A 16499-nucleotide genomic window follows, 5' to 3' on the forward strand; every position below is an offset into this window, starting at 1 on the left:
TCGTTGTTCGTTGTTCGTTGTTCGTTGTTCGTTGTTCGTTGTTCGTTGTTCGTTGTTCGTTGTTCGTTGTTCGTTGTTCGTTGTTCGTTGTTCGTTGTTCGTTGATTGCAGATCGTAGAGACGCGATGCATCGCGTCTCTACGATCTGCAATCAACATAGGGCATTTTCCGTTTCGCTTTATTCTGTATTCCCTTTTTCCTGTTTTCGGTTTTCAGTTCCAGTTTTCCTCCTGCATTCTGTATTCTCCTATTCTACTTACATCAAAATACTATTCACCGGCTGTATGGGTGGCGGCAATTCTGTTTCCCCCAGCATTTCACGCAGATCGATCTCAATGGTACGACTCATAGAAGTAATTGGAACATCGTTTGCACCGCCTTCAAAAGGATTTTCGGTAGCCTGTCCTACTCTCTCCAGTGTTGTAAATACCCAGGAAACAATTATACTGAAAGGTACTGCCATCCAGATCATTTTTTCGCCATGTTTACTGAACTCATTCAGCATTCCTAACGGCAACATAAACACGAAAAGACGGATAAAGAACCTGCTGATGGTAGAAAACTGACGGGGATATGGAAAGTTCTTGATTCGCTCACAACGGCCCTGGTGATCGTACAATTCTTTCAACACACTTTCAAGTTGAGTATACCTGAATTCTGAAACACTTCCTGCATCTGATAGTGCACGCAGCTGCGCTGACTGCATACTGATAATCTGCGCAGCTTTGTTTTTCCTGGCCATGATGAAATCTCTTTCCACTTTGGAAACGAAATTTAAAAGCACATCGGCCATTTCAGTCTCTTCTTCTTCCACTCTATAATTCCTGCGATAATCTTTGAATGCACCTATATCATGGTTCTCCCAGGTTTTCTTTTCGCGCAGCTGAAACCTTAAGGCAGTAAGCCATGCAATATGGCGATAGATCATCTGATGATGAATTTCCCGATCAGTAAGCGGATTATCTGTACTGATAAAATCCCTCGCCATAATTCCCCAGGTGCGACTGCTGTTGACAATACTGCCCCATATCTGTCTTGCCTCCCATAAACGATTATAAGTGGCATTATTTCTAAAGCCGGCGATAAATGCGGCTGCCGTACCCAACATGGTAATCGGGACCCACGGAATAGCAAGCCAATGCCATCCTGCAAAAACATATAAAGCTGTAGGAACAACGGCAAGGATTACCAGTCCGAGTATATCCCGCTTGGTCCATGCCAGGAACTCTCCAAGCCTGTAAGATTTACCTGCATGCATATTGAATACAGTTAGTTCAGATTCTGTGAAAATATCAACAAAAAACTAAAATGCAGCGATCGGGAAACATACATCAGGGGCGCAACAGCGCACTATAAATTCTCGAACGATTATAAACGGATGGTTTGTCGCCGATCATTTTTATCATATGATATCCAAATGGATGGAAAAGATCCGCAAGTTCTGATTGAGGCAACGGATACGGCACCCAACGGCTGGCAACATAAAGATCATATTCCACAATCACGAATGGAGCCCCTGGCTTCACCTGCTTCATCAGCTTTTCCAGGCAACTCATTTTATCACCGATAAAATGCAATGCATTTGCGATGATAACGCCGTCCAATGGCGGCAGATCCAGATCCTCTGATGCAAAATCTTTGTGTAACAGTTTTATTTCAACATTGTTCGATGGTTTTGCTTTCAGCAACGGCACATGGTTTTTTTCCACGGCATACACCACAGTTCCCGGTTTCTGCAATTCTGCAATGGCAAAACTAAACAGACCGGACCCAGCACCAAGGTCAGCCCATACACTGGGATGATTTATCCTGATTTCAGGTGTGTCGATGAGTTGTATAGCTTCGCTGAGTTCCAAAAGTTGAAAGTTGAATGTTGAAAATGAACGTTTCTTTTGTCAATTCCCCGTATTATTTTCCAGACCTGCCCTTCTTTTTTTGGATAGCTTTCAAAGTGCTTTTATCTATCGCCTTGACTTTTGTTTTACCGGGTTTTGCCTTTATACTTTCAACTTTCAACTTCGAACTTTTAACTTCCGGCTTTCGACTGGTGGCTTTTGACTTCTGACTTTTGCCAACAGACTTCTGATTCCCCATCTTATTCGGCTGTTCCCTATTGCCTCCTGGATTCTTACTATTGCCTCGCTGTTGATGCCCGACTGCTATCCCAGCTTCTGTTTTCGCCTTCGCTGTCATTTTTGAAACAACAAGCCCGTAAGATTTTGCAAGATGATTTTTCAATTGTGTTGCAGGCAATCCTTTCATGTTTTTATGCAACACCCAATGACTTTTTGCAAGATATGGAGCCGGAACAAAACCATCCTGGTGGATGAGTTCATCAAATTCAACAGGGTCGGTTTTGAAACCGATAGTCACTGGAACTGCATCAAGACTGATCATGCAAAAGATTTTTTCCCCTGCCATCAGGCAAAGATTGTCGCCCCATTTGATATCCTCGCGAATACCAGGAAAAGACTTGCAGAATTTTTGTATATCTTCAATTTCCATCTTTAGTTTTTTTTAGCAGACCGAAAATTTCAGTATCAAGAAATTGTCCGTCAAAAAAGAAACTCTCTTTAAAATATCCTTCACGCACAAAACCGGAACGCTCAAGAATCTTTCTTGAATTATCATTCGCAGGATTAATTCTCGCTTCGATACTATGTAATCCCATCTCTTCAAAACCATGTTTGATCACCACATCAATTAACTTTCGCATAATTCCTTTACCCCAGAAATCGGGATGTAACATATAACCAATCTCTCCGCGGAAATGCTCAGGTAACATCCGGTAATAACCTATCGTGCCAATCAAACGCCCATCAGGCTTATGGATGATTCCCCAGGCTTTTGTTCTGTTCATATGGAACTCCTGTTGCATTCCCCGGATCATCGCCATCACTTCATCTATGGAAACTGGTTTTGCCTTGTTGATGAATTTCATCGCCGCTTCATTTGTCCGGAGTTCGAACATTGCAGAGGCGTGATGTGGTTTAATTGCAGTTAAAAGGAATTCATCAAGCTCAATATCAGGAGGAAATTTTTCCAAGAGAATTAGTTTCAGGTGATTGTTCGTTGTTCGTTGTTCGTTGTCTTATTTCAGAACAGCATTTGCTTTCTCAATTTCTGCAGTAAATGCTTCGATCACTCCAGACAACAACCCGATTTGTTCCTGCGCTTCAGCCCAGTTTTTTTCTTCGATCGCTTCACGAACGCCCGGCAATGTTTTAACACCATAACCTGTAAAATAACCAGGCGCGTAAATCAGATGTCTGTACCACGGCCGGCGCGGAAGTCCTTTGTCCAGCAACAAACTCTTTTCAGCCTGGAAAAGAATATTATTCAATTCATTTCTTTTTGCTTCCGGTAGTTGTTCCGCTTTTGCAGATAACTTCTTATAACTGTCTGCTGCTGTTTTAAACTGTACCATTGCATTATCCAATCTGCTGAAATTGAAAAAAGGAACCTTCGCGGAAACTTCTGCAGCTACATAAGGTTCTTTCGGATCCCGGGCCAGGTCATATAATTTTTCCGCTGCCATGGCTATATCATGCTCCGCATCAATACGTATATTGTCTGCAAGCGTTTTTACTTCGCCGACATAACCATTGATAGTCGAATACAAAGTTGTAAAATCAGCAGGAATAATATCTGCATTAGCAAGGCGCAAAACCATTCTTCCCGCGGTTGACGCTAACGCTGCGCCATAGGCGAAACCTGGATCTTTGAAACGTACAAAATGATCATAGCTGTCGTAAATAGAATGATATTCACCACCGGATCCTTCACCACCAAATCCAATATTGAAAGAAGGTATTCCCAGGTGCTGAAAGAATGGCGAATAATCTGAGCCGGCACCTAACGCAGAAAGTTTTATTGTTTTATTGCCCATGATTCGGGTGCGTTTTGCTCTGTCGCCCAAAACCATTTCTACTGCATACCTGCGATCACGAATGCTTACTCCTGTTTGCGGATCCTTTACTACACTAATGATTTCATTAAAAAAAGGTTCGAACGCATGCGAGCCGCCTCCATGGATAAAACCACGACTGTTTCCATCGGAATTGATATAGGCCACTGCTTTCTTCTGCAATTCAGATGCATGATCTTCAACCCATTCCGTGCTACCCAGGAGTGCCTGCTCTTCACCATCCCATCCGCAGAAAATAATTGTACGTTTAGGCTTGAAACCTTGTTTTGCAAGAATGCCAATTGCTTTTGCTTCACTCATCACAGCCACCATTCCGCTGAGTGGATCAGCAGCTCCGTTTACCCATGCATCATGGTGGTTGCCGCGAATGATCCATTCATCCGGTAGCTCAGAACCTTTCAACGTTGCGATCACATTATAAACGGGTTTCAAATCCCAGTTGAAAGCCAGTTTCAAATGAACTTTTGCTACACTCGGGCCCATATGGTAAGTTATTGGTAATCCGCCACGCCATTCATCAGGTGCTACCGGGCCTTGCAATGATTCCAGTAAGGGTTTCGCATCTTCCCAGGAAATCGGCAACACCGGAATCTTCATGATCGTCGGAGATTCGGCAACGGACAGACGTTTCGCATCCGGTGTTGAAGCAAAGCCTGGTGTCGTGGGGTCACCTGGCGTTACAGGCATATCCATAACAGATCCGCGCTGCGCTCCATCTCCGGGACGATAAGGCCCTTTCGGGTAGGCATCACCGGCACCATATCCATCATCGAGAGGATCAGAATAAATCAGGCAACCGATAGCACCATGAAAAGCGGCTAGCTTCGGTTTAATTCCGCGCCACGATCCACCATATTTAGCTATCACAATTTTCCCTTTTACACTGATACCAGCTTTTCTCAAAACTTCATAATCAGCAGGAACTCCGCGATTCACAAATACCAGTTCAGCAGTTACATCGCCATCTGCCGAATAAGCATTATATGTCGGTAACTGTTCAGATTTCTGACCGCTGGTGCGATCTTCTTTTAATGTCGACTCTTCAAGTTTTGCAGTGAATTTTTTAGTGCCGAGCAATTCGAGCAATCTTGTTTTCGGAGTCGGAAATAAAACCTGGTAACTTGACAATTCAGTGTCATATCCCCATTCCCTGAAAAGTTTAGCCATGTAATCGGCATTGATCTTATCCTGCGATGAACCAAGATGATGAGGACGTGATGAAAGAAATTCCATCCACACCTGCTGATCTTTGGGACTGATCAGCGAGTCCATTGCTTTTTCGAGTTTTATTTCCGTGGACGCGGAAGTCGGATTAAAACCGGAAATTTTTTCCTGTGCGCTGACACTTGCAGGCGCCAGGCCGGATAAAGAAAATGCAGACAGCAAAATAAGTTTTCTCATTTTTCAGAAAGGTTTTGAATAGAAATTGAAAAGATGGCGAGCAATCGTTGAGTAAAGTTTCTGAGTACTGAACTGTTTCTTTTATGAAGCAGGACAAAAGTTCGGTGGCGACTTCCAATTTCCGGATTCGTTTTGGCCGGGCAGAAGTCAGTGGTAACCACACATCACCATGATGTCCGACATACACTACTGACTTTTAGCATCTGATTCACTTTTCCTGATATCGCTTACCTTATAAGTTTCTCACTTCCGCCAGCAGATCCTGCAGCACTTTCTTTGCATCACCGAACAACATTGAAGTCTTGGGTTGAAAAAACAGCTGGTTTTCTATACCTGCATATCCTGGTTTCATGCTTCTTTTATTGACGATCACGGTTTTTGCCTCCTCCACTTCAAGAATCGGCATTCCAAAAATTGGTGATCCGGGATCGGTTTTAGCTGCAGGATTGACAACATCGTTTGCACCCAGCACAAGTACAACATCTGTGGTTTTTAATTCGTCATTGGCCTGTTCCATTTCCAGCAGTTTATCATAGCTCACATCTGCTTCTGCAAGTAATACGTTCATATGACCGGGCATACGACCAGCCACCGGATGTATCGCATACTTTACTTCAACACCTTTTGCTTCCAGCGTTTTTTCGAGTTCATGACACACGTGTTGTGCCTGCGCTACCGCTAAACCATAACCGGGAACAATCATGATCCTGTTTGCATAGGCCATCACCATCGCCGTATCACTCAGTGAAATTTCTTTGTAAGCACCACCGCCCTGTTGTGCAGCACCTGCGCTTCCGTTTGCACTTCCGCCAAATGAACCGATTAATACATTCAATAAAGAACGATTCATCGCCTTACACATCAGGATCGTAAGCAAGGTTCCGGCTGCACCAACTAATATACCACCTGTAAGCATTACTTTATTGTCGTACAGGAAACCACCACAGGCGGCTGCAACACCGGTGAATGAATTCAACAGAGAAATTACCACGGGCATATCAGCACCGCCAATGGGCATCACAAATGAAATACCGTAGATGACTGACAAGGCAACAATCGCATAGAAATACAATACTGTTTCCTCCGGACTTGCAATAAGTATAAATGCTGCAAGACCAAAAATTAAAATGATCAGCAGGTTATTGATGATGTGCTGGCCTTTAAAATTGAAGTCTTTTATCCTGCCATTTAATTTTCCCCAGGCAATCATACTTCCGGAAAATGAAACAGAACCAATGATCAAGCCCAGCAGAATAATCAGCAAAGTGGTTTTATCAACGTTGCTGAAGAAAGAAAAGCCATCTGAAGCGTATGCTGCTTCTTTAAATCCATGGACGAGATGATTAAATTCGACAATAGATATCAACGCAGCACATGCACCGCCCATTCCATTGAAGAGGCTCACCATCTCCGGCATCGCGGTCATCTTCACTTTTTTCGCAGCAAATATCCCTATGATCGATCCGATGACGAGTCCACCAAAAATCCAACCGTAATTATGTAAACTGTTTCCATTTTCATCACGATAAAGAAATATCGTTCCGAAAATGGCCAGCGCCATACCAGCAGCAGCGATCGAATTACCGCGCCTCGCCGTAGCAGGATTCGACAATAACTTTAATCCGAAGATAAAACTCACGGATGCCAGCAGATAACAGACGGTCAGTATGTTCAATTCCATTTCTTAATTTTTATCGGCTGAAACTGAGGCTATGCTTTTTTCTTTTTCTTAAACATTTCCAGCATACGGTCTGTCACTACAAAACCACCCACTACATTCAGTGTGCCGAGAACAACAGCAATAAATCCAAGTATAATGGCTGCCCAGTTTCCAGGTTCTGCCTTTCCCATGACGATGATTGCACCAATGATCACGACTCCATGAATTGCATTTGCACCGCTCATCAATGGCGTATGCAATACACTCGGCACATGACCGATCACTTCAATTCCTACAAAAATCATCAGGATAACTATGTATATCATCTGCTGATGTCCGGCGATCCAATGAAGAAAATTTTCCATGGTTTATAATTTTGCCATTGCTCCTTTTACCAGGTCATCATCAACCGCGGTATTCAGTTTCCCTTCTTTGTCGATGATCAGTTGTAAAAAGTTCAGCACATTTTTCCCGTATAATTTACTTGCATCATAAGGCATTGTTGCAGCAAGGTTGCTGTTTCCAATGATGGTTACTCCCTGGTAGCGAACTGTCTCATCATTCTTTGTAAATGGTGTGTTGCCACCCGTTTTCGCGGCGAGATCAACAATCACAGAACCTGAGCGCATCTGTTTCAGCATATTTTCAGTGATCAGTATCGGCGCTTTCTTACCAGGAATTTGTGCAGTTGTAACAACTATATCCGATTTCGCAATGGCTTCGCCTATGCGTTGCTGTTGTTTCGCTTTGTATTCGTCTGACTGATCAACTGCGTATCCCCCGGCTTTGGTTGCATCTGCCGCCCCATCCACTTCCACAAAACGTGCACCCAGGCTCATCACTTCTTCTTTGACAGCCGGCCTTGTATCAAACACTTCCACCACTGCACCTAACCTGCGTGCAGTGGCGATTGCCTGCAAGCCGGCTACACCGGCACCGAGTATCAATACTTTTGCAGGAGGAATACTTCCAGCTGCAGTCATAAACATGGGGAAATAACGGGAATAGTTAGCCGCAGCTTCAATCACTGCTTTGTATCCGGCAATATTTGCCTGGCTGCTTAACACATCCATACTTTGCGCACGCGTGGTTCTTGGCAGCAGATCAAGACTGAAAACCGTAACTCCATTTCCGATCCAGCTACTAACATGTGTTTTATCAAACAATGCCTGGTAAACGCCAATAAGTACAGAACCTTTTGCCGGAAGTTGTGGTGGAGGGTTTATGGAGAGTATCACATTTGCACTGGAAGCAATTTCGGCGCCGGAATGAATGGTTGCGCCGGCTTTAAGATAGTCATCGTCACTGCAGAATGCACTGACGCCAGCGCCGTTTTCTACCCATACCGTAATTCCTTTTTTAACCAATGCAGCAACAGCCTCCGACAGCAGCGACACACGGGTTTCTGGTACAGATTCTTTCAGAACACCTATGATCATGAGGATATTTCGGGTTTAGAACGGAAGATAAGTAAAAATAAAAAAGCAGCCGCCATCAGATCAGTAACGGATTACGAAATGCTGCTTTTCCTTAAAATCCGGATTAAAAAATACCAGTCCTATAAAAAAAAGATCAATAGTACAGGTAACCGATGGAAAGCCTTTTATCTCTTCCCAGGCTTTTTCCATTCCTTCACTCCAGTGTATATCATCAAAAATAAAAATTGATTTTTCACTAAGATGGTCCAAAGCCTGGTTGAAATAATGCATTGTTGGCTGGTATCGATGGTTACCGTCAAAAAATACCAGCCCAGGATGACCTGCAGTTTTTAATGCTTCCGAAAATGTATCATCAAAATTACCCGTAATTATCTTAACGTTTTCTAATCCCAGCGCAGCCATATTTTTCCTGGCTACATCGGCAATGCGCGGAGCGCCTTCCAGACTGATTACATTTGACTTCTGCGATGCGCTGGCAAGATATGCCGTGGTAATTCCCAATGAAGTACCGAGCTCAACAACCGGTGTACTGTTATAATACCTTACAATTTTAAAAAGTAGCTGCGCATATTTTTTCGGCTTAGCAGCGAGTCTCGCGATCTCCGCAATTTTCCGCTTTTTTTTTGTTCCATTGACTGAACCCGCACCGAAATCGTCTACTTCAATAATTTCATTGGAAAGCAACAACTTTTTACGCAAAGATTCTATCGAACTGAACTCCGCATATTCACGCTTATCATTTAACAACTTTACAATGAAATTGTAAACAAAAGGAGAATGCGTTCCATGACCTTTCCCGTTGGAAGCACTAAGCCAATACCTGATATACTTTAAAGCGATAATAAAGGGAGGGTGCATGTTTACGTTTTACGTTGAACGTTATACGTTAAACGACCAAGGTTGAACGTTCCCAGGTTTCGAAACTATAATCGTATGCGTGTTTATCATCCTTATAGCAGTCGATTCTGGATTTGAGAGACCATTCTTTTTCAATAAACCCTTCGAAATGAGCATCGGCATCTGGGAACTTTGCATGAACACGTGTGAGATAGATTTTATCAGCTAACGGTAAGGCCTGCGTGTAAATTTCCCCTCCCCCAATTACATATACTTCATTGCAATTCGTTTCACGTGACCTTATTAATGCGGACTCTAATGTATTTGCCACCCAGACTCCCGGCCGGTTAGCCTGCCAGTCGCGTTGACGTGTCACCACAATATTAAATCTTCCCGGAAGTGGTTCTCCGGCAAGCGCTTCAAAAGTTTTACGACCCATGATCACGGGCATCCCCCAGGTCGTGTTTTTAAAGAAACGCATATCATTCGGCAGATGCCAGAGCAATTGGTTATTCTTGCCAATGGCATTGTCTTCGGATGCAGCTAATACTAAAGAAACAATCATTAAAAGGAATGATTAATCAACAAATATATTTTTTTTGGTTTAAATCGAGTCTGGAAACAGCAAGACAGGAGGCAGGCGTAATAAGGCAGGGGATTTGGGGAGGAGAAAGCAGTAACAAGCATTCTGTAACATATCACTGCAACTGAGCTTTGAGCAGGCTTTTTGAAAAATGTAAACCTTTTAATAAAATGTTTAGACGTCAGAAAGACAATCGCGAAACATTCTCCCCTGATCATTTTTTTTGCTCACCGAGTTATTTAAAGTGCCAGGCAGGTTTGCTGATGCTATGAAATTGACGCCTGTAACTAAAAATTACTACCTACATCTCCTGTTACCTCACTACGGCCTCCCCACTATACAGCAACTGGCGCCTTTATCGCCGGGTGACTCACATAATTTTCGATAGTAATATCCTCAAACTTAAAACCGAAAATATCTTTTATTTCAGGATTTAATTTTAATGTAGGGAGAGGGAGAGGTTCTCTTGAAAGCTGAAGGTTTGCCTGGTCCAGGTGATTATTATAAAGATGAACATCACCGAAACTATGAACAAAATCTCCTACGCCTAAATCGCAAACCTGCGCTACCATATGCGTGAGTAATGCATATGAGGCAATGTTGAAGGGAACTCCGAGAAATGAATCCGCAGAACGCTGATACAGTTGACAGGATAACTTTCCGTTGGCAACATAGAATTGAAATAACGAATGGCAAGGCATCAATGCCATTTGTGGAAGTTCACCGACATTCCATGCGCTCACAATCAATCGTCTGCTATCAGGATTTCTTTTTATTTCATTGATGAGCCAGCTGATCTGGTCGATTTTTTTACCATCTGCGCTTTCCCAGCTGCGCCACTGCTTACCATACACCGGCCCCAGTTCACCATTTTCATCAGCCCATTCGTCCCAGATACTAACGCCATTTTCTTTCAGGTACCTGATATTGGTTTCTCCTTTCAGAAACCAGAGAAGTTCGTGTATGATACTCCGGGTATGGAGCTTTTTCGTGGTAACCATTGGAAATCCTTCTGAAAGATTGAAACGCATCTGGTATCCAAAAATGCTTTTGGTACCCGTACCGGTGCGATCGGATTTTTCTGCTCCATGATCGATGATATCAGCCAGAAGTCTCAGATATTGCTCCATCCGGTAAAATTACCAAATTGGCAACGAATAGGGAAGTTGATAAAAATGAATGTGTAAAAGCGGTGGAGAAGATTAAGATACAGAATTCTCCTCTCTTTTCACCACCACGACTTCGTCACCCTGCAGTAATATTCCGTACTCATATGAAAAATAATAAAGAGCTCCCGACTTACTACTGAATTGATGTGTATGATAATTCAACCGAAAGCCATGATTGATCAGGGATTGTTTTCCCACTTTTGAGTGGGATTTATTCCTGTTGAAAATATTCTCGAGGATTCGACGGTTTTGTTTTAAGATGTTATTGATCTTCCGGATCGAGTTATTTGCTTTCCCATTCAATAGATTATTATAGGCATTGCGGCATTGGTCGTCACAGAATTTTTTGTCTGCGCGACCTTTTATTTTATCTCCGCAGTTAAGACACGACCTTTCTTCTTTCATAAATTGAAAATACTATACTGATTTTCCGTTTACAAGTTGTTTTCATCGTTTATGATCGGGAATAAATGGTTAAAAACCGGTTAAATACTCATGGATAATTCAACTTTGTTTCATCATCATCGGGGCCCTGGTGATGCTTTACAAAAGCGAATTATAAATGATGTAAGAAAATGAAAACGATGAAAGAGGCAGTGAACAAAGTGCAGTTAGCGGGGAATCTGGGGCGTGATCCGAGGATCAGCGAGTATGGCAACCAGAAAAAGATGGCGCGGTTTTCAATTACGACGGAAGAGTACAAGACGAATCAGTTGGGTGAAACCATTCGGGAACTACAGTGGCATAATGCGGTAGCCTGGGGAAAGACGGCATTGCTTGTTGAGCAGTCGTTGACGAAGGGGAAACATGTTGTGATCAATGGACGTTTATCGAGTAAAAGCTATGTTGCTAAAGATGGTACCAAAAAATACGCGACGGATATTGTCGTTAGCGATTTTGTTGTGCTGAGTTAATGAGTGTTCCCGACTGGTATTGAAGGAATTTGGAGTTTGAAATGTTTTGTAGGTAGATTGATGGCTGTGGGAAGGCTATATGCTGGTAGGATTCGGTGTGATTGACTGAAACTATAGTTGCAAAATAAAATCAGGTCTGCATTCTTTCAATTACCGGTCGGGTTCACTTTTTTAAAAGTATTTAATCTTTCAAAATGAAGGGTATTCAAGTGATGGAGTTGGCACTTAACGTCTGCTGTTTGTTGTGAATCCTGGTGGATATTGAATTACTTAAATATTTTGATGCCAGTGTCTGTATCAAGGTTAAAATCTAAGCGTAAAAAACCTTGGTTGGCTCCACATCAGATTTATTCGTCGAATTTTTTATACTACAATCCAGTAAATAACTCCTCTTCAATGGACAACGATGAACGAAAAACCTGCCTTTGCCTCCTGCCTGTCCGGTAGGCAGGGCAGGCAGACGAAAAACGCCGCCTGCCTCAATTAATCATCAAGATTACATAGAGATATTATGAACGATTTTTAATGAATTGAGGACCGATCTATTCTGGAACAATAAAAGTTGCTTCGATTTCAATCAATATGTCATCACGGAAAAGTCCGCTAACCTTTACAAGTGTGCTCGCAGGTGGCGTTGAGGTATTGATAAATTTGTTTCGCACTTCTCTGACAGGCTGGATTTCCTGTCCATGCAGAATAAAATAATTCAGCTTCACCAGCTGATTCATATTTCCACCTATTTCCGTAATCGAACTTTTGATATTTGCAAAAACCTGTTCAGTCTGTTTCGCAATATCTGCCTTGCCAACGAGATTGCCGTCCTTATCGAGAGCGACCTGGCCGGAAAGAATTACCATTTTGCTGTTCCCAAGATCAATGATGGCAGAATGCGAATAACCATTTGGTTTATGGATCGTGAGAGGATTTAAAAACCGAACTGACTGATTATTTTGCGCACTGGCAAAAAATGACAAACAAATCAGGAGACTGAAGACAATACATTTCATAACATAAAAATTGAATTACAAATTAAAAGCACGGTAGATTAAATAGGGAGAATTTAATCAGATTTTGGGGTCAAATTCAATTCGGAAATCCAACAGGATTATTCTGGAATTGAAAATTGGCGAAGTTTTTTGATGAAGGTATTTAGGTGGATCGGAACTCCGGAAAAGTGCTGAGCCTAACGATTGTGCAGCATATTGATCTATGAATTGAGCTTTCATTGCCTGGAAGCCATAAGATCTTTGACAAATTGGGACGAATCAGAGAATAATCCGAAATCAATTCAGATTTTTCTTAATCATTTTTTCTGCAAGATCCATCTCCGGATCCTTTCCCTTGATGATATCCCGGATTGTTTTTGATACGAATAGATCAGGTCGGACACATTGATCACGGACATTTGATTCCGGATCTGTGAGGTATAATCTGTATTGAGAAATCATTACCAGCATGCCGGTATTTGGAAGCCGAAAATACGAATAACCGCGACCGGATCCACCGTTAATAGTACCTGGTGCTTCTTCACCAATCAACACACCCCTTCTATTATTTTTTATCAGCGCAGCAAATTGTGGTGCTGCGGAAACTGTCAGCCCATCAATCAACACATAAACATTTCCCCTAAAATTATTTTCCTGCGGATGCTGAAAATCTAAACCGAAAAATCTTTGTTCACCAGCATTACTATCGCGTGTACGATATTTTTCAAGCTCTCGGACATATTCATATCTGACTCCTGCAATACTATCTATCCCGTAGTTAATCCTGTTGGTATCCATTGCGTACAAAAAGCGAAATGGCCGATCACTTAACCATGAGTACAAATACGCCGCATTTGCACTTTCACCACCTCCATTGTTACGAATATCTATGATAAGATTTTTAACTTTTACTTCGTTGATCCTGGAAAATGCCGAATCAATAAATTTTTTAAACATCAGCCCTGCTGATTCCAGTACATCGTTCTGAAACCATTTGATAGTGAGTACAGCATTTTTATTTTGATCATCTACAGAAAGAGATAAAAATGGCTCCTGTACAAAAAGGGATTTTATAGCAGGAAAATGCTTCTGGTTTTTTGCCCGGTTTTGCCGGATGACTGCAAATGGTAATGCATCAATATTTCGCGTGAATTTATTTTTGCTTTCGCTTAAAATTTCCAGCCTGATTTTCCTGGATTCCCCGTATGCAATGGAATGAAGAAATGCGAATCGTTGCTCTATCCGTTTGGTCTTAAAAGTCTGGTTGCTGCCTTCAGCCGAAAAATACTTTTTCATTTCGCCAATTACATCTGAGGCCTTCCTGTCATTGATTTTCAGAATTCTGTTTCCTAACCCGACTGAACTATCCTTGGTGTTATCGCTGACGACAAAAATCTTGTTATCTATTATTCTGATGTCAACAGGAATTAAAAGTGAATTGCTTGCCACTTCTGAATAGAATTCATCGGGCAATTCGATTGTTGTATGAAGGTCTCCAACGGAACTTAAAAGCGGAGAAACAAGGCTGTAAAAACCTGAAACCGAATTGACCTTGCTCAGATTTGAAGAGACAGTATTAAAACCCGTTTCAAACTGTTCCGAAGTTTGATAACGGTATAATGCGGGATGCACTAGTTGAAGACTATCTTTAATTATCGCCAGGTCTTGCAGTAATTCCTTTGTGGTAAATTTCTTATTTAATAGAGATGCATCAGAGTTCTGTGCACTTAGAAACTGCGCCTGAAATAACAAGAATGAAAAAAGTATAATCTTTATATACATCGTATTTCCATAGTGTTTTCGCAGAGCTGGTAAAAGTCAGGGATTGCGAAAAATACTATTTAATCACTTCAGGAATTACTTTTCCTATATTACCATTGGGCATCTGTATATGAAGCAGGGCTGCGATTGTCGGTGCAATGTCAGTCATATGTACTTCACGATATAACTTACCGCCACTGTTCACTCCCCAACCCATAAAGAGAAGAGGAATGTGAGAATCATAGGGATAAGGGGTTCCGTGAGTAGTACCTGTCTTTCCGCCATAGAAATATCCCGGTTTTAACAAGACCTGAATCTCACCACCCAGCTTCGCATTGTATCCTTTGGAAAACATTTCTTTTACTTCAACAGGAAGGCTTACTTCTCCCGCTTCCTGGTTATCGAATGCCAGTAATACGTCGGGCATTTTATTAAGCTCTGCGATAAAGGCAGATTTTACTTCAGCATAATTGAGTTTTGCACTATCGATAATTCTTCTGTCGAGATAGAACTGCATGTTTTCAAAAGCCTGAACCAGATTCTTTATCCCGTATTTTTTCTGCAATGCGATTTCAGCTTCTGTTTCAGCGTAAGGCAAAGCCTTTCCAGGAATTTTATGTTCCTGGAGGAATGTCGGCACATGTGCAACGGCATGATCAGCAGTGATGAAAAAAGTATATTGACCCTTTCCTACTTTGGCGTCAAGAAAACTGAAAAATGCTGCGAGATCTTTATCAAGGCGCAGGTACACATCTTCAACCTCAACAGAATTCGGACCGTACTGGTGACCGACATAATCCGGAGATGATATACTCACTGCTAAAAAATCCGTGATATCATCCGCGCCTAACTGTTCATTCACCAATGCAGATTTTGCAAACTCCAGCGTCATCGTTGAACCGTGAGGTGTTGCAGATATCAACCCATAATTTTTTCCCGCCAGAAGAGAAAGTTTATGCGGGAAAGCAGGTTTGGGTTCAAAACTGAATTTACCCTCTGAAGGACTATCATCTCTGTCACTCTGGACATAAGTTTCGACAGGATACAACGTATTCCATTCGAGTTTGTATAAGGAATCAACAATCTTTCTGCCATTAAAGCCTTTCACCCAATTTGGAATATCAGGCATATAAAAAGTACTGGAAACCCAGTTGCCGGTGGTGGGGTCATACCAGTAAGCGCCATTGGCGGAATGACCTGCAGGTAAAATACCGCCACGATCTTTTATCGCGACACCAATCACTTTCGATCTAAAATTAGTGGCCAGCCTGAGTTCGTCTGTTATTGTTGTTGTCCAAAGATTTTTTGGCGACATCGGCTGACTCTGCGGCCCGCCGCCCACGATTTTCACATCCTGATCCTCCACGCAGTACATCGATCTGCCCAGGCTGCGGTCATACCATTCGTTTCCAATAATACCATTGATTGCCGGTACTGATCCCGTGTATACTGAAGCATGACCCGCTGCGGTCAGGGTCTGCGCATAAGGAATCATCGTATTCTGGCAGTTAAAACCCTCACTCATCAATCTTTTAAAACCGTTTTCGCTGTAACGGTCATAATACCGGTACAAATAGTCCCACCGCATCTGGTCAACCATAAGACCCACAACGAGTTTTGGCCTGGCAATTTGTTGAGCATGCAATACAGTGATACTTAATATGAATGTGGAAAAACCAGCGAGGAAGAATTTGCTGCGCATAGTATTCGATTTGAAGCCCGATTATCATTCAAATTTATTGGAATTCCTGAAGCACTGCTAAAAAGAACTAAAACTGTTACTTACGCACATACATTCAGGAGTAGTAAAAGGTTGCCTTA

16 protein-coding genes are annotated in these 16499 nt (G+C 42.2%); 1 reads left to right on the forward strand and 15 read right to left on the reverse strand.

Going from position 1 to position 16499, the window contains the following annotated elements:
• Window positions 1–256 precede the first annotated feature (256 nt).
• The 12 genes from P2W82_RS09155 to P2W82_RS09210 form a co-directional block, all read right to left on the reverse strand.
• Entirely contained in the window at window positions 257–1258 is a 1002-nt protein-coding gene (locus P2W82_RS09155; RefSeq protein ID WP_336515572.1) for a bestrophin family protein, read from the reverse strand.
• Window positions 1259–1331: 73 nt separating this feature from the next.
• Window positions 1332–1856 (reverse strand): class I SAM-dependent methyltransferase, encoded by a 525-nt coding sequence (locus P2W82_RS09160; protein WP_336515573.1) that lies wholly within the window; start codon window positions 1854–1856, stop codon window positions 1332–1334.
• A gap of 52 nt (window positions 1857–1908) precedes the next feature.
• Window positions 1909–2505: an MmcQ/YjbR family DNA-binding protein gene (locus P2W82_RS09165; RefSeq protein WP_336515574.1), complete on the reverse strand. Its 597-nt coding sequence runs from the start codon at window positions 2503–2505 to the stop codon at window positions 1909–1911.
• Entirely contained in the window at window positions 2495–3046 is a 552-nt protein-coding gene (locus tag P2W82_RS09170) for a GNAT family N-acetyltransferase (protein WP_336515575.1), read from the reverse strand. Before P2W82_RS09170 ends, P2W82_RS09165 begins: the two co-directional genes overlap by 11 nt.
• Window positions 3047–3091: 45 nt before the next feature.
• Window positions 3092–5329, reverse strand: coding sequence for a transferrin receptor-like dimerization domain-containing protein (locus P2W82_RS09175; RefSeq protein ID WP_336515576.1), 2238 nt, complete (start codon window positions 5327–5329; stop codon window positions 3092–3094).
• A gap of 232 nt (window positions 5330–5561) precedes the next feature.
• On the reverse strand, window positions 5562–7010 hold the full coding sequence (locus tag P2W82_RS09180) for an NAD(P)(+) transhydrogenase (Re/Si-specific) subunit beta (RefSeq protein WP_336515577.1): 1449 nt from the start codon (window positions 7008–7010) through the stop codon (window positions 5562–5564).
• A gap of 29 nt (window positions 7011–7039) precedes the next feature.
• Window positions 7040–7354, reverse strand: a complete 315-nt coding sequence (locus P2W82_RS09185) for an NAD(P) transhydrogenase subunit alpha part 2 (protein ID WP_336515578.1) — start codon at window positions 7352–7354, stop codon at window positions 7040–7042.
• A gap of 3 nt (window positions 7355–7357) precedes the next feature.
• Entirely contained in the window at window positions 7358–8428 is a 1071-nt protein-coding gene (locus P2W82_RS09190) for an NAD(P) transhydrogenase subunit alpha (RefSeq protein ID WP_336515579.1), read from the reverse strand.
• A 60-nt stretch (window positions 8429–8488) separates the two neighbouring features.
• Complete coding sequence (locus tag P2W82_RS09195) at window positions 8489–9286, reverse strand: O-methyltransferase (RefSeq protein WP_336515580.1); 798 nt, start codon at window positions 9284–9286, stop codon at window positions 8489–8491.
• A gap of 28 nt (window positions 9287–9314) precedes the next feature.
• Complete coding sequence (locus tag P2W82_RS09200; protein ID WP_336515581.1) at window positions 9315–9830, reverse strand: dihydrofolate reductase; 516 nt, start codon at window positions 9828–9830, stop codon at window positions 9315–9317.
• A gap of 353 nt (window positions 9831–10183) precedes the next feature.
• Window positions 10184–10978 (reverse strand): thymidylate synthase, encoded by a 795-nt coding sequence (locus P2W82_RS09205; protein ID WP_336515582.1) that lies wholly within the window; start codon window positions 10976–10978, stop codon window positions 10184–10186.
• A gap of 72 nt (window positions 10979–11050) precedes the next feature.
• Window positions 11051–11422 carry a hypothetical protein gene (locus tag P2W82_RS09210; RefSeq protein WP_336515583.1) on the reverse strand — a complete coding sequence of 124 codons (372 nt, stop codon included), beginning with the start codon at window positions 11420–11422 and terminating at the stop codon, window positions 11051–11053.
• A 179-nt stretch (window positions 11423–11601) separates the two neighbouring features.
• Between P2W82_RS09210 and P2W82_RS09215 the strand changes: the two genes are divergently transcribed.
• Window positions 11602–11931, forward strand: a complete 330-nt coding sequence (locus tag P2W82_RS09215; RefSeq protein WP_336515584.1) for a single-stranded DNA-binding protein — start codon at window positions 11602–11604, stop codon at window positions 11929–11931.
• Between the two features lie 542 nt (window positions 11932–12473).
• Here P2W82_RS09215 and P2W82_RS09220 read toward each other — a convergent pair.
• From P2W82_RS09220 to pafA, 3 genes are all read right to left on the reverse strand, one after another.
• On the reverse strand, window positions 12474–12938 hold the full coding sequence (locus P2W82_RS09220) for a RidA family protein (protein ID WP_336515585.1): 465 nt from the start codon (window positions 12936–12938) through the stop codon (window positions 12474–12476).
• Window positions 12939–13214: 276 nt separating this feature from the next.
• Window positions 13215–14699 carry a S41 family peptidase gene (locus tag P2W82_RS09225; RefSeq protein ID WP_336515586.1) on the reverse strand — a complete coding sequence of 495 codons (1485 nt, stop codon included), beginning with the start codon at window positions 14697–14699 and terminating at the stop codon, window positions 13215–13217.
• 55 nt (window positions 14700–14754) lie between these two features.
• Window positions 14755–16380: an alkaline phosphatase PafA gene (pafA, locus tag P2W82_RS09230; protein WP_336515587.1), complete on the reverse strand. Its 1626-nt coding sequence runs from the start codon at window positions 16378–16380 to the stop codon at window positions 14755–14757.
• Window positions 16381–16499 lie beyond the last annotated feature (119 nt).

The sequence above is a fragment of the Pollutibacter soli genome (assembly GCA_029269725.1).
In the GTDB taxonomy this organism is placed as follows: Bacteria; Bacteroidota; Bacteroidia; order Chitinophagales; family Chitinophagaceae; genus Pollutibacter; species Pollutibacter soli.